General features: G+C 64.2%; 19 protein-coding genes and 1 tRNA gene. 13 read left to right on the top strand and 7 right to left on the bottom strand.

What is annotated here, in order from left to right; genetic code table 11:
- Positions 1–7 precede the first annotated feature (7 nt).
- Complete coding sequence (locus tag QHG62_RS11380) at positions 8–1,804, bottom strand: extracellular solute-binding protein (protein ID WP_281150952.1); 1,797 nt, start codon at positions 1,802–1,804, stop codon at positions 8–10.
- Positions 1,805–1,841: 37 nt separating this feature from the next.
- On the opposite strand from QHG62_RS11380, the gene fabI reads away from it, so the two are divergent.
- Positions 1,842–2,624, top strand: a complete 783-nt coding sequence (gene fabI, locus QHG62_RS11385) for an enoyl-ACP reductase FabI (RefSeq protein ID WP_281150953.1) — start codon at positions 1,842–1,844, stop codon at positions 2,622–2,624.
- Positions 2,625–2,678: 54 nt separating this feature from the next.
- Positions 2,679–3,530 (top strand): DNA ligase, encoded by an 852-nt coding sequence (locus QHG62_RS11390; RefSeq protein ID WP_281150954.1) that lies wholly within the window; start codon positions 2,679–2,681, stop codon positions 3,528–3,530.
- A 42-nt stretch (positions 3,531–3,572) separates the two neighbouring features.
- Here the strand turns inward: QHG62_RS11390 and QHG62_RS11395 are convergent, their stop codons facing one another.
- Positions 3,573–5,876 carry an arginine/lysine/ornithine decarboxylase gene (locus QHG62_RS11395; protein WP_281150955.1) on the bottom strand — a complete coding sequence of 768 codons (2,304 nt, stop codon included), beginning with the start codon at positions 5,874–5,876 and terminating at the stop codon, positions 3,573–3,575.
- A gap of 108 nt (positions 5,877–5,984) precedes the next feature.
- Here QHG62_RS11395 and QHG62_RS11400 point away from each other — a divergent pair, with 108 nt between their 5' ends.
- The 5 genes from QHG62_RS11400 (at position 5,985) to QHG62_RS11420 (ending at position 8,523) form a co-directional block, all read left to right on the top strand.
- A complete protein-coding gene (locus tag QHG62_RS11400; RefSeq protein ID WP_281150956.1) occupies positions 5,985–6,413 on the top strand; it encodes an NfeD family protein in 429 nt (142 codons plus the stop codon).
- 24 nt (positions 6,414–6,437) lie between these two features.
- Positions 6,438–7,367 (top strand): SPFH domain-containing protein, encoded by a 930-nt coding sequence (locus tag QHG62_RS11405; protein ID WP_281150957.1) that lies wholly within the window; start codon positions 6,438–6,440, stop codon positions 7,365–7,367.
- 24 nt (positions 7,368–7,391) lie between these two features.
- Positions 7,392–7,482 (top strand) — tRNA-Ser (locus QHG62_RS11410).
- 184 nt (positions 7,483–7,666) lie between these two features.
- Complete coding sequence (locus QHG62_RS11415; RefSeq protein ID WP_281150958.1) at positions 7,667–8,023, top strand: hypothetical protein; 357 nt, start codon at positions 7,667–7,669, stop codon at positions 8,021–8,023.
- A 107-nt stretch (positions 8,024–8,130) separates the two neighbouring features.
- On the top strand, positions 8,131–8,523 hold the full coding sequence (locus QHG62_RS11420) for a response regulator (protein ID WP_281150959.1): 393 nt from the start codon (positions 8,131–8,133) through the stop codon (positions 8,521–8,523).
- 105 nt (positions 8,524–8,628) lie between these two features.
- Here QHG62_RS11420 and QHG62_RS11425 read toward each other — a convergent pair whose 3' ends face one another.
- The 4 genes from QHG62_RS11425 to QHG62_RS11440 form a co-directional block, all read right to left on the bottom strand.
- Entirely contained in the window at positions 8,629–9,834 is a 1,206-nt protein-coding gene (locus QHG62_RS11425; protein ID WP_281150960.1) for a branched-chain amino acid ABC transporter substrate-binding protein, read from the bottom strand.
- Between the two features lie 140 nt (positions 9,835–9,974).
- The gene (locus QHG62_RS11430) at positions 9,975–10,385 is read right to left on the bottom strand and encodes a hypothetical protein (RefSeq protein ID WP_281150961.1); all 411 of its coding nucleotides are present in this window, start codon (positions 10,383–10,385) and stop codon (positions 9,975–9,977) included.
- Complete coding sequence (locus QHG62_RS11435; RefSeq protein WP_281150962.1) at positions 10,385–10,828, bottom strand: DNA polymerase III subunit chi; 444 nt, start codon at positions 10,826–10,828, stop codon at positions 10,385–10,387. Before QHG62_RS11435 ends, QHG62_RS11430 begins: the two co-directional genes overlap by 1 nt.
- Positions 10,825–12,357 carry a leucyl aminopeptidase gene (locus tag QHG62_RS11440; RefSeq protein WP_281150963.1) on the bottom strand — a complete coding sequence of 511 codons (1,533 nt, stop codon included), beginning with the start codon at positions 12,355–12,357 and terminating at the stop codon, positions 10,825–10,827. Before QHG62_RS11440 ends, QHG62_RS11435 begins: the two co-directional genes overlap by 4 nt.
- Positions 12,358–12,378: 21 nt before the next feature.
- Between QHG62_RS11440 and lptF the strand changes: the two genes are divergently transcribed.
- From lptF to QHG62_RS11470, 6 genes are all read left to right on the top strand, one after another.
- Positions 12,379–13,521, top strand: a complete 1,143-nt coding sequence (gene lptF / locus QHG62_RS11445; RefSeq protein ID WP_281150964.1) for an LPS export ABC transporter permease LptF — start codon at positions 12,379–12,381, stop codon at positions 13,519–13,521.
- A complete protein-coding gene (gene lptG, locus QHG62_RS11450) occupies positions 13,518–14,627 on the top strand; it encodes an LPS export ABC transporter permease LptG (protein WP_281150965.1) in 1,110 nt (369 codons plus the stop codon). The genes lptF and lptG overlap by 4 nt, the downstream gene beginning before the upstream one ends.
- Positions 14,628–14,643: 16 nt before the next feature.
- A complete protein-coding gene (locus QHG62_RS11455) occupies positions 14,644–15,018 on the top strand; it encodes a sirohydrochlorin chelatase (RefSeq protein ID WP_281150966.1) in 375 nt (124 codons plus the stop codon).
- A gap of 63 nt (positions 15,019–15,081) precedes the next feature.
- Complete coding sequence (locus tag QHG62_RS11460; RefSeq protein ID WP_258506514.1) at positions 15,082–16,023, top strand: CysB family HTH-type transcriptional regulator; 942 nt, start codon at positions 15,082–15,084, stop codon at positions 16,021–16,023.
- 31 nt (positions 16,024–16,054) lie between these two features.
- On the top strand, positions 16,055–17,230 hold the full coding sequence (locus QHG62_RS11465) for a pyridoxal phosphate-dependent aminotransferase (protein WP_281150967.1): 1,176 nt from the start codon (positions 16,055–16,057) through the stop codon (positions 17,228–17,230).
- A gap of 135 nt (positions 17,231–17,365) precedes the next feature.
- Positions 17,366–17,524: a DUF3309 family protein gene (locus QHG62_RS11470; protein ID WP_157614004.1), complete on the top strand. Its 159-nt coding sequence runs from the start codon at positions 17,366–17,368 to the stop codon at positions 17,522–17,524.
- Positions 17,525–17,593: 69 nt separating this feature from the next.
- Here QHG62_RS11470 and hrpA read toward each other — a convergent pair whose 3' ends face one another.
- On the bottom strand, positions 17,594–21,385 hold the full coding sequence (gene hrpA / locus QHG62_RS11475) for an ATP-dependent RNA helicase HrpA (protein ID WP_432445609.1): 3,792 nt from the start codon (positions 21,383–21,385) through the stop codon (positions 17,594–17,596).
- Between the last annotated feature and the right edge of the window lie 384 nt (positions 21,386–21,769).

Below are 21,769 nucleotides of genomic sequence, written 5' to 3' on the forward strand. Positions count from 1 at the left end.
GCCTTGTTCACTTGTTCGTGGGCGACGCCCACCAGGTCGTGAGGGCCCAGTCGCCGGCATCGTAGTACGGCGGAATGGTCGGCGGCAGCATGACACCGGCCGGCCGGTAGCCGATCAGGAAGGCGCTGCCGTAGTACATGGGAATCGAGTAGTGGCCGTGCGACAGCACGCGGTCGAGCACGCGCATGGCTGTAGCGAGTTCTGGCCGCGTGGTCGCGGCAACCACCTTGCCAAGGATCGCGTCTACCGCCGGGTCGGCAATACCCCAGGAGTTGGCCGACCCGTTGGTTTCCGCGGCCTTCGAACCGAAGAGTTCGAAGAGTTCGCCGCCGGGCGCAGTGCTGCCGGGGATGCGCCGGGTGGTCATGTCGAAGTCATGGTTGTCCATGCGCTGCTGCGCCAGCGAAAAATCGACCGTGCGGAAACTCGTTTCGATACCCAGCTTCTTCAGTGCGGCCTGCAGCGGCGTCACGACCCGGATCATCGAGGGCTGGTCGTTCAGGAATTCGATCGTGAAAGCCTCGTTCTTGCCGTTTCGCAGGGCCCCGTCGCGGTAGGTCCAGCCTGCTTCGGCCAGCAGCGCCCTTGCCTGACGCAAGTTGTCGCGCAGGCTGCCAGGAGGCTCGGTGCTGGAGGGTTTTGGGGCGGGTCCGAACACCTCGGGCTTGAGCTTGTCCCGCAGGGGCTCCATCAGCGCAAGTTCGTCTGGCTTGGGCAGGCCGTCGGCGTGAAACTCGCTGTTCGGAAAATAGCCCTGCACCCGCTTGTAGAGCCCGTAGAACAGCTGCCGGTTGAGCCATTCGAAGTCCATGGCAAGGCCGATGGCCTGGCGGACGCGCACATCCTTGAACTTGTCCCTGCGGGTGTTGAAGATGTAGCCCTGAAAATCGCCCGGGTTCTGGTTCTCGAAGGCGCGCTTGACGATCTCGCCGCTGTCGAATTGCTTACCCTTGTACTGGCGCGCCCAGTTGCGCGAAGTGAACTCGCGCATGAAGTCGAACTCGCCGGCTTTCAGCCCCTCGAAACGCGCGGTCTCGTCGAGGTACACCTTGTAGGTGACGCGGTCGAAGTTGAAGAACCCCTTGCGCACCGGCAGGTCGGCGCCCCAATAGTCGGCGCGGCGCACATAGCTGATGTCGCGGCCAAGGCGGTCGCTGGCGGGCCTGTAGGGGCCCGAGGCGATGGGCACCTCGGTAACGATCTGGTCGAAGGGCTTGCCAGCGCCCCACTTGCGGCCGAAGACCGGCATGCCGCCGATCACCAGGGGCAGCTCCCGGTTCGGGCTTGCAAAATCGAAGCGCACCGTGCGTTCGCCGATGGCGGTCGCCTTCTTCACCTCGGCGTAGATGGTGCGGAACTGTGGGGCGGCGAGCTTGCCGGTAAGGGTTTCGAACGAATGGACCACGTCGGCGGCCAGCACCGGCGAACCATCGTTGAAGCGTGCCTTGGGATTGAGCCTGAACGTCGCCGAGAGCCGGTCGGCAGGAACATCCACGTCTTCGGCCAGCAGGCCATATACCGTGGTCGGCTCCTCCGAATTTCCGGTCATGAGGCTCTCGAACATGAGAGGGCCAAGTCCGGATGGCGCGGTGCCCTTGAGCGTGAAAGGGTTGAACTTGTCGAAATTCGTCGGCCGGGTGGGCGGCACCAGCCTGAACTCGCCACCCTTGGGGGCCTGTGGGTTCACGTAGTCGAAATGTGTGAAACCGGGCGGATACTTGATGTCGCCGAATTGCGCATAGGCATGGGCGGCCCATGAAGGAGCCGCCGAGAACGCCAACAATAAAAGCAGCCAACCTCGCATGCGAGAATTCTGCCCAAGATTTTCACGAGGCAACTTCATGGGCTTTCTTTCCGGCAAAAAACTGTTGATCACCGGCGTGTTGAGCAATCGCTCCATTGCCTACGGCATTGCCAAGGCATGCCACGAACAAGGCGCCGAACTCGCCTTCAGCTACGTCGGCGAACGGTTCAAGGACCGTATCACCGAATTCGCTGCCGATTTCGACTCGAAGCTGATTTTCGACTGCGACGTGGGCGACGACGCGCAGATCGACAAGCTCTTTGCCGATCTGGCGCAGACCTGGCCCAAGTTCGACGGCTTCGTGCACAGCATCGGCTTTGCGCCGCGCGAAGCCATTGCGGGCGACTTTCTCGAAGGGCTCTCGCGCGAAGGCTTCAAGATTGCGCACGACATCAGCGCCTACAGCTTCCCGGCCATGGCCAAGGCGGCCCTGCCCTACCTGAACGACAAATCGGCGCTGCTGACGCTGACCTACCTGGGCGCCGAGCGCGCGCTGCCCAACTACAACACCATGGGCCTGGCCAAGGCCTCGCTCGAAGCCTCGGTGCGCTACACCGCGGCCTCGCTCGGTCCCAAGGGCATGCGGGTCAACGGCATCAGCGCCGGCCCTATCAAGACGCTGGCGGCCAGCGGCATCAAGGGCTTCGGCAAGATGCTGTCGGCAGTGGCAGAGGCCTCACCCATCCGCCGCAACGTGACGATCGAAGAAGTCGGCAATGTCGCCGCCTTTCTGCTGAGCGACCTGGCCAGCGGCGTCACGGCCGAGATCACCTACGTGGATGGCGGCTTCAGCAATGTCGTGGCGGGAATGGCCGAATAAGGGCTGGCCCGAAACCTTCGGTCGAACATTTCTGCATCGATTGGCAACCGCTTCTTGCTGACGCGACGTTCCCTCCTGCTCGCCGGGTTTGGCGCGCTCGTGGCCCGTGCGGCCACGGCTCGCGACGGCGCGCCCGCGCTCATGCTGGCCGAGGTTTACCGCCCCGGCATGTCGCTGGCCGACTACTGGGTGAGTGAAAAGTACGACGGCGTGCGCGGCTACTGGGACGGCAAGCGGCTGTGGACCCGGGGCGGCGAGCCGGTCGTGGCGCCCGCCTGGTTTACCGCGCCGCTGCCAAAGCAGCCGCTCGACGGCGAACTGTGGGCCGGCCGGGGCCAGTTTTCGCATGCGGTTTCCACCGTGCGCAGCCAAACGCCCAACGACACGGCTTGGCACAGCATGCGCTTCATGGTGTTCGACCTGCCGGCTCAAGGCGGCGATTTCACGGCCCGGCTCGCAGCCCTGCGAAAACTGTTGCCGATTACCGCTGCGCCTTGGGTGATTCCGGTGCCGCAAGAGCGGGCCACCACGCACGCAGACCTGCAGGCACTGCTCGACAAGACGGTGAAGATGGGCGGGGAAGGCCTCATGCTGCACCGGGGCGCCTCGCTCTATCGCGCGGAGCGCAATACCGACCTCCTCAAGGTAAAGCCCCATGACGACGCCGATGCCCGCGTGGTGGGGCATGTGCCCGGCAAAGGCAGGCACAGCGCCCGCCTGGGCGCGTTGCTGGTCGAAACGCCCGAGGGCAAGCGCTTCAAGCTTGGCACCGGCCTGACCGATGCCGAACGCGACAATCCGCCCGCGGTCGGCAGCTGGGTGACCTACCGCTTCAACGGCACAAACGCCAGCGGATTGCCGAGGTTCGCGCGCTTCGTGCGAGCGCGGACCGACCTGCCCTCTTGAACGCAGCACGCCGAGCGTGCCGCGTGCTTCCTCGGCTCTTTGCTATTTCTTCGGCGCGGCCACGCAGTCCGCGTAATAGCGCTTCTTGCCGGTCTCGTCGATGCGCGCCACCAAGCCGTGGATGTCGGTTTCGAAGCCCGGGCACTGCAAGTTGAACTCGCGCGAGAACTTGAGGTAGTCGACGATCTTCTTGTTGAACACTTCCCCCGGAATGAGCAGCGGAATGCCCGGCGGGTACGGCGTGATCAGGCTGGTGGTGATGCGGCCTTCGAGCTCGTCGATTTCCACGCGCTCGGTTTTGCGGTGCGCAATGTGGGCAAAAGCGTCGCTGGGCTTCATGGCCGGCGTCAGGTCGCTCAGGTACATCTCGGTCGTGAGGCGCGCCACGTCGTAGCGTGCGTACAGCTGGTGGATGTGCTGGCACAGGTCGCGCAGGCCCAGGCGCTCGTAGCCCGGGTGCTGCTGGCAGAACTCGGGCAGGATGCGCCACATCGGCTGGTTGCGCGCGTAGTCGTCCTTGAACTGCTGCAGGGCAGTGAGCAGCGTGTTCCAGCGGCCCTTGGTGATGCCGATGGTGAACATGATGAAGAAGCTGTAGAGCCCGGTCTTCTCCACAATCACGCCGTGCTCGGCAAGGAACTTGGTCACCACGCTCGCCGGAATGCCCGTTTCGGCAAAGTTGCCCTCGAGGTCCAGGCCCGGCGTCACGATGGTCGACTTGATCGGATCGAGCATGTTGAAGCCGTCGGCCAGCTCGCCAAAGCCGTGCCAGTTGCGCGGCGACTTCTTGCTCTTGCTCGGCTTGCCGTTCTTCTCGCCTTGCATGATCCAGTCTTCGGCGCGGCCAATGCCTTCGTCGACGAGCTTCTCGGGGCCCCAGACCTTGAACCACCACTCGTCCTTGCCGAACTCGTCTTCGACCTTGCGCATGGCGCGGCGGAAGTCGAGCGCTTCCAAGATGCTCTCTTCCACCAGCGCCGTGCCGCCGGGCGGCTCCATCATGGCGGCGGCCACGTCGCAACTCGCAATGATGGCGTACTGCGGGCTGGTCGACGAGTGCATCAGGTAGGCCTCGTTGAACAGGTCGCGGTCGAGCGCACGGTTCTGCGAGTCTTGCACCAGCACGTGGCTGGCCTGGCTGATGCCCGCCAGCAGCTTGTGGGTGGACTGCGTGGCAAATACCAGTGATTCCTTCGGACGCACGCGCCGCTTGCCCATGGCGTGATAGGCGCCATAGAACGGGTGGAAAGCCGCATGCGGCAGCCACGCCTCGTCGAAGTGCAGCGTGTCGACGTAGCCGTCGAGCATGTTCTTGATCGTCTCGGTGTTGTAGATGACCCCGTCGTAGGTCGACTGGGTGAGCGTCATCACGCGCGGCTTGACCTTGTTCGGGTCCACGTCGGCGAGCAGCGGATTGGCCTTGATCTTGGCCTTGATGGCGCTCTGCTCGAACTCGCTCTTGGGAATCGGGCCGATGATGCCGAAGTGGTTGCGCGTGGGCTTCATGAACACCGGAATCGCGCCGGTCATGATGATCGCGTGCAGGATCGACTTGTGGCAGTTGCGGTCGACCACCACCACGTCGTCGGGCGCCACCGTGTGGTGCCACACCATCTTGTTGCTGGTGCTGGTGCCGTTGGTCACGAAGAAGCAATGGTCGGCGTTGAAGATGCGCGCCGCGTTGCGCTCGCTGGCCGCCACCGGGCCGGTGTGGTCGAGCAGCTGGCCGAGTTCTTCCACCGCGTTGCAGACGTCGGCGCGCAGCATGTTCTCGCCGAAGAACTGGTGGAACATCTGGCCCACCGGGCTCTTCAGGAACGCCACGCCGCCCGAATGGCCCGGGCAGTGCCACGAGTACGAACCGTCTTCGGCGTAGTCGATCAGCGCCTTGAAGAACGGCGGCTGCACGCCCTCGAGGTAGCTCTTGGCCTCGCGGATGATGTGGCGCGCCACGAACTCCGGCGTGTCCTCGAACATGTGGATGAAGCCATGGAGCTCCCGCAAGATGTCGTTCGGAATATGGCGCGAAGTCTTGGTTTCGCCGTAAATATAGATCGGCACGTCGGCGTTCTTGCGCCGCACTTCGCCAATGAAGCTCCGCAGGCTGAGCACGGCCGGGTCCAGGTCGGGACCCACGGTAAATTCCTCGTCGTCGATCGACAGGATGAACGCGCTGGCACGGCTTTGCTGCTGGGCAAACTGGCTCAGGTCACCGTAGCTCGTGACGCCCAGCACCTCGAAGCCCTCGCTTTCGAAGGCCTGCGCAAGTGCGCGAATACCGAGGCCCGAGGTGTTTTCGGAGCGGAAGTCCTCGTCGATGATGACGATGGGGAAGCGAAATTTCATGAGCAGGGCTCCGGACAGGCAATGAGGCGCGAAGTGTACGGAATTCGGATGAAGGATTGCGTGAGCTTTTGACTCAGAATGTCGAGCGTCCATCAAAGAGGAGAAGACATGGCGAATTCCACCATCTGGTGGCTGATAGCAGGAGCCGCGATCGTGCTCGAGCTGCTCTCGGGTACGGTCTACCTGCTGCTGCTGGCCACCGGCTTCGCAGCTGCGGCCGTTGCAGCGCACCTGGGCATGGGCACCGTCGCGCAACTGGTGGTGGCGGCCGTGGTCGGCGTGGGGGCCGTCCTGGTCTGGTATGCCGTGCAGCGCAGGCGGCCGCCGGCACCGCCCACCGAGGCGAATCGCGACGTGAACATGGATATCGGCGAAATCATCCACGTGGAGGCATGGCACCCCGACGGCACGGCCACCGTGCGCTATCGTGGTGCTCAGTGGACCGTGGTGCAGCGCGCGGGCCGCGCTTCGTCGGCCGCCGGGGAGCACCGCGTGGTCGAGGTCGTCGGCAGCCGCCTCGTGGTCGAAAAGACCTAATCAGAATTCAAGAGGAGAAACATCATGGAATTTTCGATTCCCATCATCATCCTGGTCATTGCGATCATCGTCATCAGCCAGTCGGTCAAGTTCGTGCCGCAGCAGAACGCATGGGTGCGCGAGCGCCTGGGCAAGTACCACAGCACCATGACGCCAGGGCCCAACTTCCTGATCCCCTTCATCGACAAGGTCGCCTACAAGCACAGCCTGAAGGAAATTCCGCTCGACGTGCCGAGCCAGATCTGCATCACGCGGGACAACACCCAGCTGCAGGTCGACGGCATCCTGTACTTCCAGGTGACCGATCCGATGCGCGCGAGCTACGGCTCGTCCAACTACATCGTGGCGGTAACGCAGCTGGCACAAACGTCACTGCGCAGCGTGATCGGCAAGCTCGAGCTCGACAAGACCTTCGAGGAGCGCGACGTCATCAATGCGCAAGTGGTTGCCGCCATCGACGAGGCGGCGCTCAACTGGGGCGTGAAGGTGCTGCGCTACGAAATCAAGGACCTGACCCCGCCCAAGGAAATTCTGCTCGCGATGCAGGCGCAGATCACCGCCGAGCGCGGCAAGCGCGCGCTCATAGCCGCCTCCGAAGGCCGCCGCCAGGAGCAGATCAACATCGCCACCGGCGAACGCGAGGCGTTCATCGCCCGCTCCGAGGGCGAGAAGCAGGCCCAGATCAACAACGCCCAGGGCGAAGCGGCGGCCATCACGGCCGTGGCCACCGCCACGGCGGACGCCATCGAGCGGGTTGCGGCGGCCATTCGCCAGCCGGGCGGCGAGCAGGCCGTGCAGCTCAAGGTGGCCGAACGTGCGGTGGATGCGTACGGCAAGGTTGCGGCCGACTCCAAGACCACGCTGATCGTGCCGAGCAACATGAGCGAAACCGCCGCGCTCATCGCCTCGGCCATGCGCATGGTCCAAGCCGGCAAGCCGCAAAATCCGGCCTGAGCGACTGCTACAATCGAGGGCTCAGGAGCGGTGGATGAGCGGTTTAAGTCGCACGCCTGGAAAGCGTGTGAGGGTTAATAGCCCTCCGCGGGTTCGAATCCCGCCTGCTCCGCCAGAGATTGATTGTTCGTAACCGTTCACGAACATGCAGAAAAGAAGAAAGCCCGAGTTGCCCCAAGGCACCTTGGGCTTTTTTGTGGGCGCCGTTGTACCCCAGCAACGCGCCCGGCACCGCCAACCGGGGTCGTCTGGCGGTACCATCCAAAGGTCTTACTTTTGAAGCCTGCAAAGGAGCCCGGATGGCCGGACAGCAACAAACCTCATCGCGTGGCGACACGTCACTCGAACAGACATTGGAGAAGACCGAAGCGGTTGCAGCCGATGTGCAGCGGGCATCGGACAACCTTGCGGTCGTGAACACGGTGCTCGAACAAGGGTTGCCTGAAGAGGTTCAGGTGGGCGACGTGGCCCAGGCCATCGAGCACACCAGCCAGCTTGAAGAAAAGCTGGCCAAGTCGGCCGAAACACTGGCCGAGGTCAACGCGGCCTTGAGCGAAGAAATCGAAAAGCGGCTCGAAGCCACTGCCGAGCGGGACGAAAGCCAGGCTCAGGCCGAGGAACTCAAGGCAAGAATCCGAGCTGGCGCTGCGGACTGACCGTCTTCACGGTCGTCCCGGCCGAATGGATTGCTCCTTATCCCTTCTCCTACGCTGCGGACTCATCCGGCACGCTACGCTATTGGTTCTCAAAGCGAAACCACGGCATGGCCCTCATCACGTTCCTCGTAGAGGACAACAAGACCATCAGAGACAACCTGGTCCCGGCCCTCGAGGATCTGGTCAATGGCCAAGTCGTCGGGTTTGCTGAAACCGAGTCGGCCGCGCTTGCCTGGCTTGCCGCCCATCCGAATGACTGGCAGCTTCTCATCATCGACCTGTTCCTGAAGGAAGGCTCGGGCCTTGGCGTGCTCTCGGGCTGCAAGACCCGCGGGCCGGGCCAGCGGGCGGTGGTGCTGAGCAACTACGTAACGGCAGACATTCGCGCCCGCTGCGAGGCGCTGGGTGCCGATGCCGTCTTCGACAAATCGCGGGATCTCGATGCCTTCATCGAATACTGCAACACCGACCGGCCCTCGGGCTTTGCAGCCCTCCCCTGATCAACTGCACACCAACGGCCGGTAGCCACCATCCGGCAGACATGAAAAAAGGGCCCGAAGGCCCTTTTTCTTTTTGCGCATTGCTGCGCTACGCGGTGAAGCCGATCAGCGCACCACGGCGATTTGCGTACGCACGCCACCCTTGTAGGTGAAGAGCGTCAGCGCGCCGTTCTTGATGTCGCCCTTTTCGTCAAAGGCGATCGGGCCGGTCACGCCCTTGTATTGCACCTTGCCGACTTCCGGCAGGTACTTTTCAGGGTCGGCGGAACCGGCCTTGACCATGGCTTCAGCCAGCACGTTGACCGCGTCGTACACGTACGGTGCATAGATCTGCACCTCCACGCCGTTCTTGGTCTTGAACTTGGCCTTGAAGTCTTCCAGCGGCTGCTTGAAGTCGCCGTCGACACCGCCGGCTTCAGCGCAAACCACCATCTCTTCGCCGATGGCGTCACCAGCCAGCTTGGGCAGTTCGCCGGTGCACAGGCCGTCGCCGCCCATGAACTTGACGTTCAGGCCGAGTTGCTTGACCTGCTTGAGCATCGGGCCGCCAACGGCGTCCATGCCGCCGAAGAACAGCACATCGGGCTTGGACGACTTGAGCTTGGTCAGGATGGCGTTGAAGTCGGTCGACTTGTCGGTGGTGAATTCGTGGCCGACGATGGTCGCGCCGGCAGCCTTGGCCGCCTTTTCGAATTCTTCGGCAACGCCCTGGCCGTAGGCCGTGCGGTCGTCGATCACGGCAATGTTCTTGCCCTTGAGCGTTTCGACAGCGTACTTGCCCAGCGTGCCGCCGAGTTGCGTGTCGTCAGCCACCACGCGGAACGTGGTCTTGAAGCCTTGGCGCGTGTACTTGGGGTTGGTTGCCGAAGGCGAGATCTGCGGAATGCCAGCGTCGCTGTAGAGCTTGGAAGCGGGAATGGTGGTGCCCGAATTCAGGTGGCCCACGATACCGTTGACCTTGCTGTCGACCAGCTTCTGGGCCACTGCAGTGCCTTGCTTCGGATCGCCAGCGTCGTCTTCGGCCAGCAGTTCGAACTTGGCAACCTTGTCGCCGATCTTGAGGCCCTTGGCATTGAGATCTTCGATGGCCATCTTGGCGCCGAACTCGTTGTCCTTGCCAAGGTGGGCAATCGGGCCGCTGGTGGGCGCGACGTGACCGATCTTGACGACCAGTGCGTCTGCCGGAGGCGCTGCAGGTGCCGGGGCCGCTGCCGTGGGCGCCGGTGCGGCGGGTGCAGCAGCTTCTTCTTTTTTGCCGCAAGCCACAAGCGTGAGTGCAGCCAGTGCGACCGCAGTCCATTTCAATTGCATGAGAACCTCCAGAACATGGATAAATAAAACTAAACAAGAAACCGGTCGTGTGATCCGGGCGCGCAGACCTCGCAAGTTTCGCGCCGCAGACCAGCGGCACCCTCACGCCTACCGACCTGCGGCGCAGTTTAGCTGAAGCTTTATGCGCCGGAAGCTGGCGTAGACCCTGTGTTTTCCGAGAGTTCGGCGGCCATCGCCTCTATAACCAAAGCACGCAAAACGGCCTCGATTTCTTCACGCAGCCGAGGCACCATTGAATCGAGTTGCTGTTGAACGGCGGCCGAAACCGTGTCGCTCAAGCGCTCTTCCAAAGACAGGTCCACGCGCTGCAGCACCCGATGCAGCAATTGCTCTTCGAGGCGCACGATTTCGGCATCGGAGCGCTGTTCGGCCGGGGGCAAGGCAACCGCTTCGGCAAGGTCGACCGGCGGCGCCGGCGTGCTCGCGATAGAAGGCTTGCCCGCCTCGCCGGCCACGGGCTCGGCTTGCAGATCGAGCACCGTGGTCAGGGTGGGAACGAACCGGGGCGGTGTACGCAGCGTGCTGGCCATCAGGAAGCGCTCCTCGCAAAGTCGTGCGGCTGGATGGTGTAGCCCCGGTCGGCATAGTGGCGCCACCGCGAGCGGCCGATCTGGCGGTCTTCGGCCTCGTCGCTCACGATGTCGATCAGGCGCTCGAAGCGTTCGAAACCCGCCGGAACCTCCGGCCCCAGGTTCACGAGCATCTCGCGGTGGGGGAGCGATGCAACATCTGCCCCCTCGGCCGAAAGAATGACCGGCGACCTGGCCACCATGTGCGCCTCGGCGTTGCTGCGGCAATGCGCGATGAAGTCGGACGGAGAGAGTTGCCAGAGCGCAGCATCCACCGCATCCAGCATTTGCGTTTCGCCCACCACAACTACACGCAGCCCGCGCGCGCTCACGGCCTTTCGCACCAGCCGGCAGGCGTAGTTGACCTTGTCCGGCGTATTGAAGTGAAAACCGATTTCCGTCACTGTACGGACCGGGCCTTTCGCGTGGCGGGCCCGGCGCTCTTGCGCGAAGCCTTTGGTGCGGGCGCCTGGGCCGCGCCGCTGCGTGCGCGCTCCATCAGGTACGACACCAGCAGGCCCACAGGCCGCCCGGTCGATCCCTTGGCCGCGCCGCTCTTCCAGGCGGTGCCTGCGATGTCCAGGTGCGCCCAGGAAAAATCGCCGGCAAAGCGTTGCAGGAACTTGGCCGCGGTAATGGCGCCGCCGGCGCGGCCCGCCACATTGGCCACGTCGGCAAAGTTGCTCTTGAGCCCGTCTGCGTATTCGTCGTCCAGCGGCAGCCGCCAGCAGCGGTCTTGCGATTCTTCTCCGGCCGCCTGGAGCGCGGCGGCCAGCGTTTCGTCGGCCGTGAAAAGGCCGCTGCGCACGCCGCCCAGCGCCACCACGCAGGCGCCGGTGAGGGTGGCAATGTCGATCACTGCGGCCGGCTCGAAGCGCTTGGCGTATGTCAGTGCGTCGCACAGGATGAGGCGCCCTTCCGCATCGGTGTTCAGCACCTCGATGGTCTGCCCGCTCATGCTGGTGACCACGTCGCCGGGCTTGATGGCCCGGCCGTCGTTCATGTTCTCGCACGAGGGCACCAGGCCCACCACGTTGATGGCAGGCTGGATTTCGCCCAGTGCGCGGAAGGTGCCGAGCACGCTCGCCGCGCCGCACATGTCGAACTTCATCTCGTCCATTTCGGCCGCCGGCTTGAGCGAGACGCCGCCGGTGTCGAAGGTAATTCCCTTGCCGACCAGCACCACGGGCGCCTGGTCCTTCGGACCGCCCTGATAGCGCAGCACGATGAAGCGCAGCGGCTCCGCGGAACCCTGCGCCACGGCGGCAAACGACCCCATGCCGAGTTTCTGCACTTCCTTCGGGCCCAGCACCTCGCATTTGACACGGGGCAGCTTGGCCAGGCCTTGCGCGGCGTCGGCCAGCAAGGTGGGCGTGCAATAGTTGCCCGGGCGGTTGCCCCACTCCTTGGCAAATTCGATGCCGGCCACTGTTGCGCGGGCTTCTTCGAAGGCCTTGCTCACCGCCGCGGAGTCGCCGACGCCGAGCGTGAGGCTGCGGATGGTGCGCCCGCCCTCGCCGTTCGAGGCCTTGGATTTGGTCGTGGTGTAGACGTAGCTGGCGTCCGCTGCGGCGGTAACGGCGCACGCGACTGCCGCCGCGTCGGCTTCGTGCGCGAACACGATCACCACCCGCTTGGGCGCGTGGGCCTTGGCCGCGTTGACCGCCGCAATGACGCCGCTGCGCACCGACGCGGGCTTGCCGTCGCCAATGGCGGCAAGCACCACGCGCGACGCCACCACCTCGTCCGGATGGTAGAGCGCCAGCAGCTTGCCGGCCTTGTCGGGCAGGTCGCCGGCCTTGCGGGCACTGGCAACCAGGGCGGAAAGCGGGTCTTTGGCGGTGATGGGCGCGCCGGCGACGAGCACGATCAGCACGTCGGATTTTTCGGCCGCGGCGCGGGCGACGGTGAGGGTCTTGAGCTGAAAGTCCATAATCCTTTTTTTCCTCGAACGATGTTATTCCATTCTTCCCTACGCAAGGAGCTGTCGCGCAGCTTCGGAGCGACCCTCGTGGTCCTGGTCACCATCGTGATGACCATGATGCTCATCCGCACGCTCGGGCTCGCCTCCAAGGGCAGCGTGAACCCGTCCGAAGTGTTCCTGGTAATGGCCTACACGGTGCTCGGCTACATGCCGACCATCCTGAGCCTGAGCCTGTTCATCGCCATTGTCGGCACCTTGTCGCGCATGTACCGCGACAGCGAAATGGTGATCTGGTTCTCCAGCGGGCGCGGCCTCGTCGACTTCCTGCAGCCGCTGTTCCGCTTTGCGTGGCCGGTGCTCGCCCTGATCGCCATCATGGCCCTGCTGGGCTGGCCGTGGGCCAACTCGCAGACCATCGGCATGCGCGCGCAGTACGAACGGCGCAGCGACATCGAGCGCGTCACTCCCGGCGAATTCCGCGAATCGGCCGGGCGCATCCGCGTCTTTTTCATCGACAAGGACACGCCTGACGGCGCCACCGCGACCAACGTGTTCATCTGGGCCATCGAGCGGGGGCTGCAAATTACCACCTCGGCGCGCAGCGGACGCATCGAGAACGTGGGTGAGCACCGCTACCTCATGTTGAGCAACGGCCAGCGGGTCGAGCGCCCCCTGGTGCAAACCGCAACCTCGGGCCTCAAGATCAGCGAATTCGAAACCTACGGCACCCGCGCAGGCGGCAACGACTCCTTTACCGCCGACACCACGCCGGCACGCGCCAAGCCCACGATCCAGCTCCTGCGGGAGCCGGGGGACGCGAACCGAGGCGAACTCGCCTGGCGCATCGGCATGCTGCTGGCCGCCATCAACTTCGTGCTGCTCGCACTGACCGTTTCCAGCGTCAACCCGCGCGTGGGGCGCAGCGGCAACCTGCTGCTCGCGCTGTTCGCCTTCGTCGTGTACTACAACATGCTCAACCTCGGCCAAAGCTGGATCAGCTCGGGCCGCTACGGCATGGGCTCGTTCATGCTGCTGCTCCACGGCGGTGTGCTGCTGATCGGTGTTGCATGGCTGGCTTTGCGCAACAACAACTGGGGCAGGCGACGCAAGACGGAACGCGTCATTGCCGGCGGCCTGCCGTCCCAGCCCACCAAGATCGACCCGACCTCGTGAAAACAATCCGACGCCTGATCTACGTCGAGGCACTGAAGGCCGTGGCCTTCGTGACGCTCGGCTTCTTGAGCCTGTTCTTCTTTTTCGACTTCGTCGACGAACTGCAATCCATCGGCAAGCCCGAAAGCCTTGCCTACGGCCCCGGGCAGGCACTGGTCTACGTGACCCTGCTCATTCCAAGCCACCTTTATGAACTGCTCCCGATCACGGTGCTGATCGGCTGCATCTTCGTGATGGCGCGGCTGGCGCAAAGCTCCGAATACACCATTCTGCGCACCAGCGGCCTCGGCCCATGGCGTGCGCTGCGCACGCTGCTCCTGCTGGGCGTCGGCTTTGTTTTTCTGACCTTTGCCATCGGCGACTACATCGCGCCTGCGTCGGAGCGCACGGGGCAGCTGCTCAAGTCGCGCTACCAGGGCACCTTCTCGCTGGTCGGCAATACGGGAGCGTGGCTCAAGGAGAAGCGCGGCAACGTGTCCTACGCCGTCAACGTGGTGTCCATTTCGCGCGACGGCTCCCTTCGGAATGCGCGCATCTTCGAATTCGACGAGAAGGGCTATGTACGCAGGCAGCTTCTCGCGACTTCCGCGCGCATCGTCGACGACCACTGGGCCCTTTCTGACGTCGAGCTGCAGGACTACAACACCCGCACCGACGCCAACAAGGCGCACATCTTGACCACGCGGGTGCCGCAGATGGACTGGCCCACCACGCTCACGGCCGAAATGGTGTCGGTCGCCCTCTTGCGGCCCGACCGCATGAGCACCATCGACCTGTTCGACTACATCAGCCACCTCGAAGCCAACGGCCAAACCGCCCAGCGCTATGAGATCCAGTTCTGGCGCAAGGTCTTCTATCCGCTCTCGTGCCTGGTGATGGTCGTGCTCGCCCTGCCTTTCGCGTACCTGCATTTCCGCCAGACCGGCATCACCACCTATGTGTTCGGCGGCGTGATGATCGGCATCAGCTTTTTCCTGCTGAACAACGTGTTCGGCTATCTCGGCAACCTGAGCAACTGGTCGCCCTGGCTTACGGCGGCGGCGCCAGGGCTCATCTATTCGGTCATGTCGCTTGCCGCGTTCAGCTGGCTGGTTCTTCGACGATAGAAGCGGGACGACAGACGTGACGACGGTGAACTCAAGGGGCATCATCCTCCTGGCCCATGGCTCGCGCGACGAGCGCTGGCGCGAGCCCATCGAGGCCGTGGCTGCGCGCGTCACCGCGCTCGATCCGCAAGCGCGGGTGGTTTGCGCCTACATGGAGCTGGCCACGCCCGATTTGCGCACCGCTTCCGCAGCCCTGATTGCGAGCGGCGCGCGCTCGCTCAGGGTCGTTCCGCTGTTTCTGGGCATGGGCAAGCACGCGCGCGAAGACCTGCCGCTCCAGCTGAACGCACTGCGCGCCACTTGGCCCAATGTCGAATTCCAGCTAGCCAGCATCGTCGGCGAAGAACCCGAACTGGTCGAGCTACTGGCCAGGATCGCAACCAAATCTTGAAGTCCCGGGCATTTCGATAGACTCCGAAGGCATAATGAATTCCGCAATAAGACGGAATTTGATATGAATCTGCACCAATTCAAGTTTGTTCAGGAAGCCGTGCGGCGCAACCTGAACCTCACCGAGGCGGCGAAGGCGCTCCATACCTCGCAGCCCGGGGTGTCCAAAGCCATCATCGAGCTCGAAGAGGAGCTCGGCGTCGAGATCTTCGCCCGCCACGGCAAGCGCCTCAAGCGGGTCACCGAGCCGGGCCAGCATGTCATCGCCAGCATCGAACTGATCATGCGGGAAGTGGGCAACCTCAAGCGCATTGGCGAACAATTCAGCGCCCAGGACAGCGGCACCCTCTCCATTGCGACCACCCATACCCAGGCGCGCTATGTGCTGCCGGTGCCGGTGGCCCGGCTTCGCGAGGCCTATCCCAAGGTCAACGTGAGCCTGCACCAGGGCTCGCCCGACCAGGTGGCGCGCATGGTGATCGATGAAATCGCCGAGGTGGGCATTGCCACCGAGTCGCTCGCGGACTACGCCGAGCTCGTGACCCTGCCTTGCTACGAATGGCAGCACGTGCTGGTGCTCCCCAAAGACCATCCGCTGGCTGCCAAGGAGCGCATTTCGCTCGAGGACCTGGCGCACGAACCCATCATTACCTACCACCCGTCGTTCACCGGCCGCACGCGCATAGACCACGCCTTTGCACAGAAAAAGCTCACGCCGCGCATCGCGCTCGAAGCCATCGATTCCGACGTGATCAAGACTTACGTGCGCCTTGGCCTGGGCGTGGGCATCGTGGCCGAGATGGCTGTGCGCGACGAGTCGAACGCCGACCTCGTGGTGCGCCCCATGGGGCACGTGTTCGGCCAGAACATCGCCCGCGTGGCGTTCAAGCGCAGCGCCTACCTGCGCAACTTCGTGTTCAAGTTTGCCGAGCTGCTATCCGACCGGCTCGACCGCAACCTCATTGCAAAAGCCCTGAGCGGCCACCAGCAAGACTACGACCTTTGACATTCAGCAGCCCCAGTTTCCGAACACGACCATGAGCACCGTTTCTACCGCCCCCCGCACGCCGGACATCGCCACCAAGCTGCCCGCCGTCGGCACCACCATCTTCACCGTGATGTCCGCACTGGCAACCGAGAAGGACGCGGTCAACCTCGGCCAGGGCTTCCCCGATTTCAACTGCGACCCGAAGCTGCTCGAAGACGTGACGGCCGCCATGGCCGCCGGCCACAACCAGTATCCGCCGATGCCCGGCATTCCCGCACTGCGCGAAGCCATTGCCGGCAAGATCGCCGCGCTCTACGGCCACGGCTACAACGCGGCGACCGAAATCACGGTGACCGCGGGTGCCACGCACGCAATCATCACGGCCATTCTTGCAGTGGTGCGCGCGGGCGACGAGGTGATCGTTCTGGAGCCCTGCTACGACAGCTACGTGCCCAACATCGAACTGGCCGGCGGCAGCGTGGTGCGCGTGCCGCTCACGCCGGGCACCTTCCGGCCCGACTTCGACAAGATTGCCGCGGCACTTTCGCCGCGCACGCGCGCCATCATCGTCAACACGCCGCACAACCCGAGCGCCACCATCTGGACCGCGGCCGAAATGCGCAAGCTCGAAGAGCTGCTCGCGCCGACCGACGTGTTCGTGATTGCCGACGAGGTGTACGAGCACATGATCTACGACGGTGCGCAGCACGAAAGCGTGGCGCGCTTCCCGGGCCTGGCCGCACGCAGCTTCATCGTGAGCAGCTTCGGCAAGACCTACCATGTCACCGGCTGGAAGGTCGGCTACGTGGCGGCGCCCGCACCGCTCATGGCTGAATTCCGCAAGGTGCACCAGTTCAACGTGTTCACCGTGAACACACCCATGCAGCACGCACTCGCGCAGTACATGGCCGACCCGAAGCCCTACCTCGAGCTTCCGGCCTTCTACCAGCGCAAGCGCGACCTTTTTGCCGCAGGGCTCGCCGAGAAGACCCGCTTCAAGCTGCTGCGCAGCGAAGGCAGCTATTTCCAGTGCGTCGACATCTCTGCGGTGAGCGAGCTTTCCGAAGCAGATTTCTGCCTTTGGCTCACCAGCGAGATCGGCGTGGCGGCCATTCCGCTGTCGGCGTTCTATGGCAACGGTTTCGACCAGCGCGTGGTCCGCTTCTGCTTTGCCAAGAAGGACGAGACGCTGATTTCCGCGCTGGACCGTCTCGCCCGGCTCTGACTGGGCTGAGGCGGCTTCAAGGCCGACGCGAACGGTAGGACAGTCCTGACCGCCGAAGGAGCGGCTTTCCGGCGTGTTTTGCGCCCCCGGACAACGAGCATCCACTCTCGTAACAACAACGTCCAGGAGAAAAGCATGTCCCTCTCGTTCATTCTGCTGATCATTCTGATCTTGCTGCTGATCGGCGCGCTGCCGAGCTGGGGCTACAGCCGCAGCTGGGGTTACGGGCCAAGCGGTGGCCTGGGCCTTGTCCTGGTGATCGTGATCATCCTGGTGCTCATGGGACGCATATAGCGCCTGCTGAAATTACTCGCACCTGAAGGAAGCCCGCGCAAGCGGGCTTCTTTTTTTCCGCCTTGCAGGTCAGGCTTGCAGCTGCGCCCAGGCCTTGTCGAGCCGCTTGACGCTTACCGGTTGCGGCGTGCGCAGTTCCTGTGCGAAGAAGCTCACGCGAAGCTCTTCGAGCAGCCAGCGAAACTCGAGCATGCGATCGTCCACCACGCCCTTGCGCTCCGCCACCAATCGCCAGTAGCGCTGCTCCTGCGGGCGCAACTCGGCCAGCTTGGCTGCGTCGCGCGCGGGGTCGGCGCGCAGCTTGTCCAGCCGCAGCACGATGGCCTTGAGGTACCGCGCGAAATGCTGCAACTGCGTCCACGGCGCATCGGCAATGAAGCGCTTGCCGACCAGGCGCTGCAGCTGCTGTGCGGCATCTTGCACCGCCTCGGGCTGGATCTTGGTGTCCTTTATCTTGCGCGCGGCGGCCGCGTATTCGACCAGGATCGCCGAAGCCAGCCGGGCCACCTCGTTGGCAATCAGCGTGAGACGCCCGCGGCCTTCCTCGAGCCGGCGCTTGAAGGCAAATTCGTCGGTGGGCAGCGGCTCCTGCAGAAATGCCCGGTCAATGGCCACATCGATGATCTGCGTGCGCAACTCTTCCGATGTGCCAAGCGGCATGTAGGCCACGGCCATCTTCTGCAGATCGGGAATGTTCTTTTCGAGGTACTTGAGCGCATCTTTCAGTTGCAGCGCAAACAGCCTGCGCAGGCCCGCGCGGTGCTTTGCAGCGGCCACGGCGGGTTCGTCGAACACCTCGATGGTGACGGCGTCGCCTTCGTCCCGCAGCGCGGGAAAACCAATGAGCGACTGCGATCCGCGGCGCACTTCCATCAGTTCGGGCAGTTCGCCGAAGCTCCAGTTCGTGTAGCGCTGGCCAGCCGGCAAGCTCGGCGCGGCAGGTGCAGGCGCGGCGGCTGCGTTGCCCTTGTTTTGCGCGCGTCCCTCGGCGCCGCCGTCCGGCTTTCGCTCCGCGGAAGCCTTGACGTTGAGCCCCGCCAACGCCTGGAAGGCGCCCCGCGCCTGCGCACCCAGTTCGGCCTTGAGTGCGCCCAGGTTGCGCCCCATGCCAAGCTGGCGCCCATGCTCGTCCACGATGCGCAGGTTCATGAACAGGTGCGGCGGCAGCATGTCGAGCTTGAAGTCGGCGCGCTTCACGTCGATGCTCGTGGCGTCGCGCACGCGCTTGAGCAGCACGTCGGTCAGCGAGCCGTGGCCGAACACCTCGGGCGCCGAGAGTTCTTCCGCCAGCTTTGCCGCGGAATCGGGCAGCGGCACCAGGCGCGACCGCGGGCGCTGCGGCAGGCTCTTGAGCAGCGCCTGGATCTTGTCCTTCAGCATGCCGGTGACCAGCCACTCGCAGCGCTCTTCGCTCACCTGGTTCAGCACGAAGAGCGGCACGCTCACCGTGAGGCCGTCTTTCGCATCGCCTGGCTCGTGCAGGTAGCTCGCCGCGCAATCGACACCGCCGAGCCGCAGTGTGGGCGGAAACGACTGCGTGGTGATGCCCGCCGCCTGGTGGCGCATCAGCTCTTCGCGCGTCAGGTACAGCAGGCGCGGCTGCTCCTTCGAGGCATGGCGGTACCAGTTCTCGAAGGTGATGCCGCTCGCCACGTCGGCAGGCAACTGCGCGTCGTAAAAGGCGAAGATCAGCTCCTCATCGACCAGCACGTCTTGCCGGCGCGCCTTGTGCTCCAGCCCCTCGACCTCGCGCACCAGCTTGCGATTGGCCACGAGGAACGGAAACTTGCTTTCCCATTGCCCGCCGACCAGCGCCTCGCGAATGAAGATTTCGCGCGCCGCCACGGGGTCGACCTTGGTGAAATCGACCCGGCGCCCGCTGTAGACGACCAGCCCATAGAGCGTTGCGCGTTCCAGCGCCGAAACCTGCGCGCCCTTCTTCTCCCAGTGCGGATCGAGCAGTTGCTTTTTCAGCAGATGGCCGGCCACCTGTTCGAGCCACTGCGGTTCGATGTTGGCAATGCCGCGGCCGAAGAGCCGCGTCGTCTCGACCAGTTCGGCCGCAACGATCCACCGGCCGGGCTTTTTCTTCAGGTGCGCACCCGGATGACGATAGAACTTGATGCCGCGCGCACCGAGATACGCCTCGTCGTCTTCCAGCTTCCAGCCCACATTGCCGAGCAGGCCCGCCAGCATCGAAAGATGCAGCGGCTCGTAGCCTGCGGGCTCCGCGTTGATGCGCCACTTGTGCTCCGTGACGACCGTGAGCAGCTGCGAGTGAATGTCGCGCCATTCACGCACGCGGCGGATGTTGATGAAGTTCTGTCGCAGCAGCTGCTCGTACTGGCGGTTGCTGAGCTTGTGGGTGTCGCCGTGGCCGCCGCGCGCATCCGCGATCCATTTCCACAGCCGCAGGTAGCCGCTGAACTCGCTCTTTTCATCGTCGAATTTGGAGTGGGCCTGGTCGGCCTGCTGTTGCGCGTCCATCGGCCTGTCGCGCACGTCCTGCACGCTGAGAGCCGATGCAATGACGAGCACTTCTTCGAGCGCGCCGCGTGTGCGCGCTTCCAGGATCATCCGGCCCACGCGCGGATCGAGCGGCAGCTTGGCCAGCTCGGCACCCGTGGCCGTGAGCTCGTTGGCGTCGTCGACCGCGCCCAGTTCGTTCAGCAGTTGGTAGCCGTCCGCAATCGCACGCGGCGAAGGGGCTTCGAGGAACGGAAAACGCGCCACGTCGCCCAGGCGCAGCGACTTCATGCGCAAGATGACGCCGGCCAGCGATGAACGCAGGATCTCGGGATCGGTAAAGCGCGGCCGGCCTTCGAAATCCTTCTCGTCGTAAAGCCGGATGCAAATGCCGTTGGCCACCCGGCCGCAACGGCCCGCGCGCTGGTTGGCCGCGGCCTGGCTGATCGGCTCGACCAGCAACTGCTCGACCTTGCTGCGGAAGCTGTAGCGCTTGACGCGCGCCGTGCCGGTATCGATCACATAGCGGATGCCCGGGACGGTGAGCGAGGTTTCGGCCACGTTGGTGGCCAGCACGATGCGCCGCCCCGTGTGGCCGTCGAAGATGCGGTCCTGCTCGGGGCCCGAAAGCCGGGCGAACAGCGGCAGCACCTCGGCATTGCGCAGCAGCGGCTGGTGGCTCAGGTGGCGGCGCAAATAGTCCGCGGCCTCTCGGATCTCGCGCTCGCCAGGCAGAAAAACGAGGATGTCGCCCGCGTTGTGCGGATCGCGCCAGAGCTCATCGACGCCATCGGCAATGGCATCGTTCAGGTCATGCTCGCGCGACTCCTCGAACGGCCGGTAGCGCTGCTCGACCGGAAAGGTGCGTCCGGACACATAGATGATCGGCGCAGGCCCCTTGGCGGATGCAAAGTGCTGCGCGAAGCGGTCGGCGTCGATGGTGGCCGAGGTCACGATCACCTTCAGGTCAGGCCGGCGCGGAAGAATCTCGCGCAGGTAGCCCAGCAGGAAGTCGATGTTCAGCGAGCGCTCATGCGCCTCGTCGATGATCAGCGTGTCGTAGGCCTTCAGCAGCGGATCGGTCTGCGTTTCCGCCAGCAAGATGCCGTCGGTCATGAGCTTGACCGAGGCGTCGCGGCTCAGCCGGTCCTGAAAGCGCACCTTGAAACCGACCACATCGCCCAGGGGCGTTTTCAGCTCTTCGGCAATGCGCTTGGCCACAGAGCTCGCGGCAATACGTCGTGGCTGCGTGTGGCCGATGAGCCGGCCCTTGCCTGGCGGCGCGTTGAGCTTGCCGCGGCCGAGCGCCAGCGCGATCTTCGGCAGCTGAGTGGTCTTGCCCGAGCCCGTTTCACCGCAGACGATCACCACCTGGTGCGCCTCGACGGCGGCCATGATTTCATCGCGCCGGCCTGAGACGGGTAGCGATTCGGGAAACTCGATGCGCAAGGGGGCGGAAGGTGTCGTGGTCGTCAAGGGAAAAGCTATTCGCGAGGCGCGGCGGGCAAACCGTCGATTATCGGCGCGCACCGCCACTGTTGCACGCCTCCCACATTGCGCGGCTGCCACGCAACAGGCAGAGTAAATAGTCTTTACTCCCGCGCAACCCGCCGCTACGATTGCGCCCATGACCTCCTTCCTCGTATCCCCCACTTTGCGCAGCCGCCGCGCAAGCCATGCCCCGGTGCATGGCGGGGTCGAGCTGCCGCGTCCGGCCTGAAGAAGAAGCCCGCGCGTCCGTTGCACCGGACGCCCTGCTCGCTTCCACGGCCGAAGCGC

The organism is Variovorax paradoxus (genome assembly GCF_029919115.1).
Lineage (GTDB): Bacteria > Pseudomonadota > Gammaproteobacteria > Burkholderiales > Burkholderiaceae_C > Variovorax > Variovorax paradoxus_O.

Coding starts and splice junctions, on each gene's coding strand:
- lptF (WP_281150964.1), top strand. CDS start 12,379: ATGTTATTCCATTCTTCCCTACGCAAGGAGCTGTCGCGCAGCTTCGGA.
- QHG62_RS11395 (WP_281150955.1), bottom strand. CDS start 5,876: ATGAAATTTCGCTTCCCCATCGTCATCATCGACGAGGACTTCCGCTCC.
- QHG62_RS11400 (WP_281150956.1), top strand. CDS start 5,985: ATGGCGAATTCCACCATCTGGTGGCTGATAGCAGGAGCCGCGATCGTG.
- QHG62_RS11440 (WP_281150963.1), bottom strand. CDS start 12,357: ATGGACTTTCAGCTCAAGACCCTCACCGTCGCCCGCGCCGCGGCCGAA.
- QHG62_RS11415 (WP_281150958.1), top strand. CDS start 7,667: ATGGCCGGACAGCAACAAACCTCATCGCGTGGCGACACGTCACTCGAA.
- hrpA (WP_432445609.1), bottom strand. CDS start 21,385: ATGGCCGCCGTCGAGGCGCACCAGGTGGTGATCGTCTGCGGTGAAACG.
- QHG62_RS11470 (WP_157614004.1), top strand. CDS start 17,366: ATGTCCCTCTCGTTCATTCTGCTGATCATTCTGATCTTGCTGCTGATC.
- QHG62_RS11420 (WP_281150959.1), top strand. CDS start 8,131: ATGGCCCTCATCACGTTCCTCGTAGAGGACAACAAGACCATCAGAGAC.
- QHG62_RS11465 (WP_281150967.1), top strand. CDS start 16,055: ATGAGCACCGTTTCTACCGCCCCCCGCACGCCGGACATCGCCACCAAG.
- QHG62_RS11380 (WP_281150952.1), bottom strand. CDS start 1,804: ATGCGAGGTTGGCTGCTTTTATTGTTGGCGTTCTCGGCGGCTCCTTCA.
- QHG62_RS11425 (WP_281150960.1), bottom strand. CDS start 9,834: ATGCAATTGAAATGGACTGCGGTCGCACTGGCTGCACTCACGCTTGTG.
- QHG62_RS11460 (WP_258506514.1), top strand. CDS start 15,082: ATGAATCTGCACCAATTCAAGTTTGTTCAGGAAGCCGTGCGGCGCAAC.
- QHG62_RS11405 (WP_281150957.1), top strand. CDS start 6,438: ATGGAATTTTCGATTCCCATCATCATCCTGGTCATTGCGATCATCGTC.
- QHG62_RS11430 (WP_281150961.1), bottom strand. CDS start 10,385: ATGGCCAGCACGCTGCGTACACCGCCCCGGTTCGTTCCCACCCTGACC.
- fabI (WP_281150953.1), top strand. CDS start 1,842: ATGGGCTTTCTTTCCGGCAAAAAACTGTTGATCACCGGCGTGTTGAGC.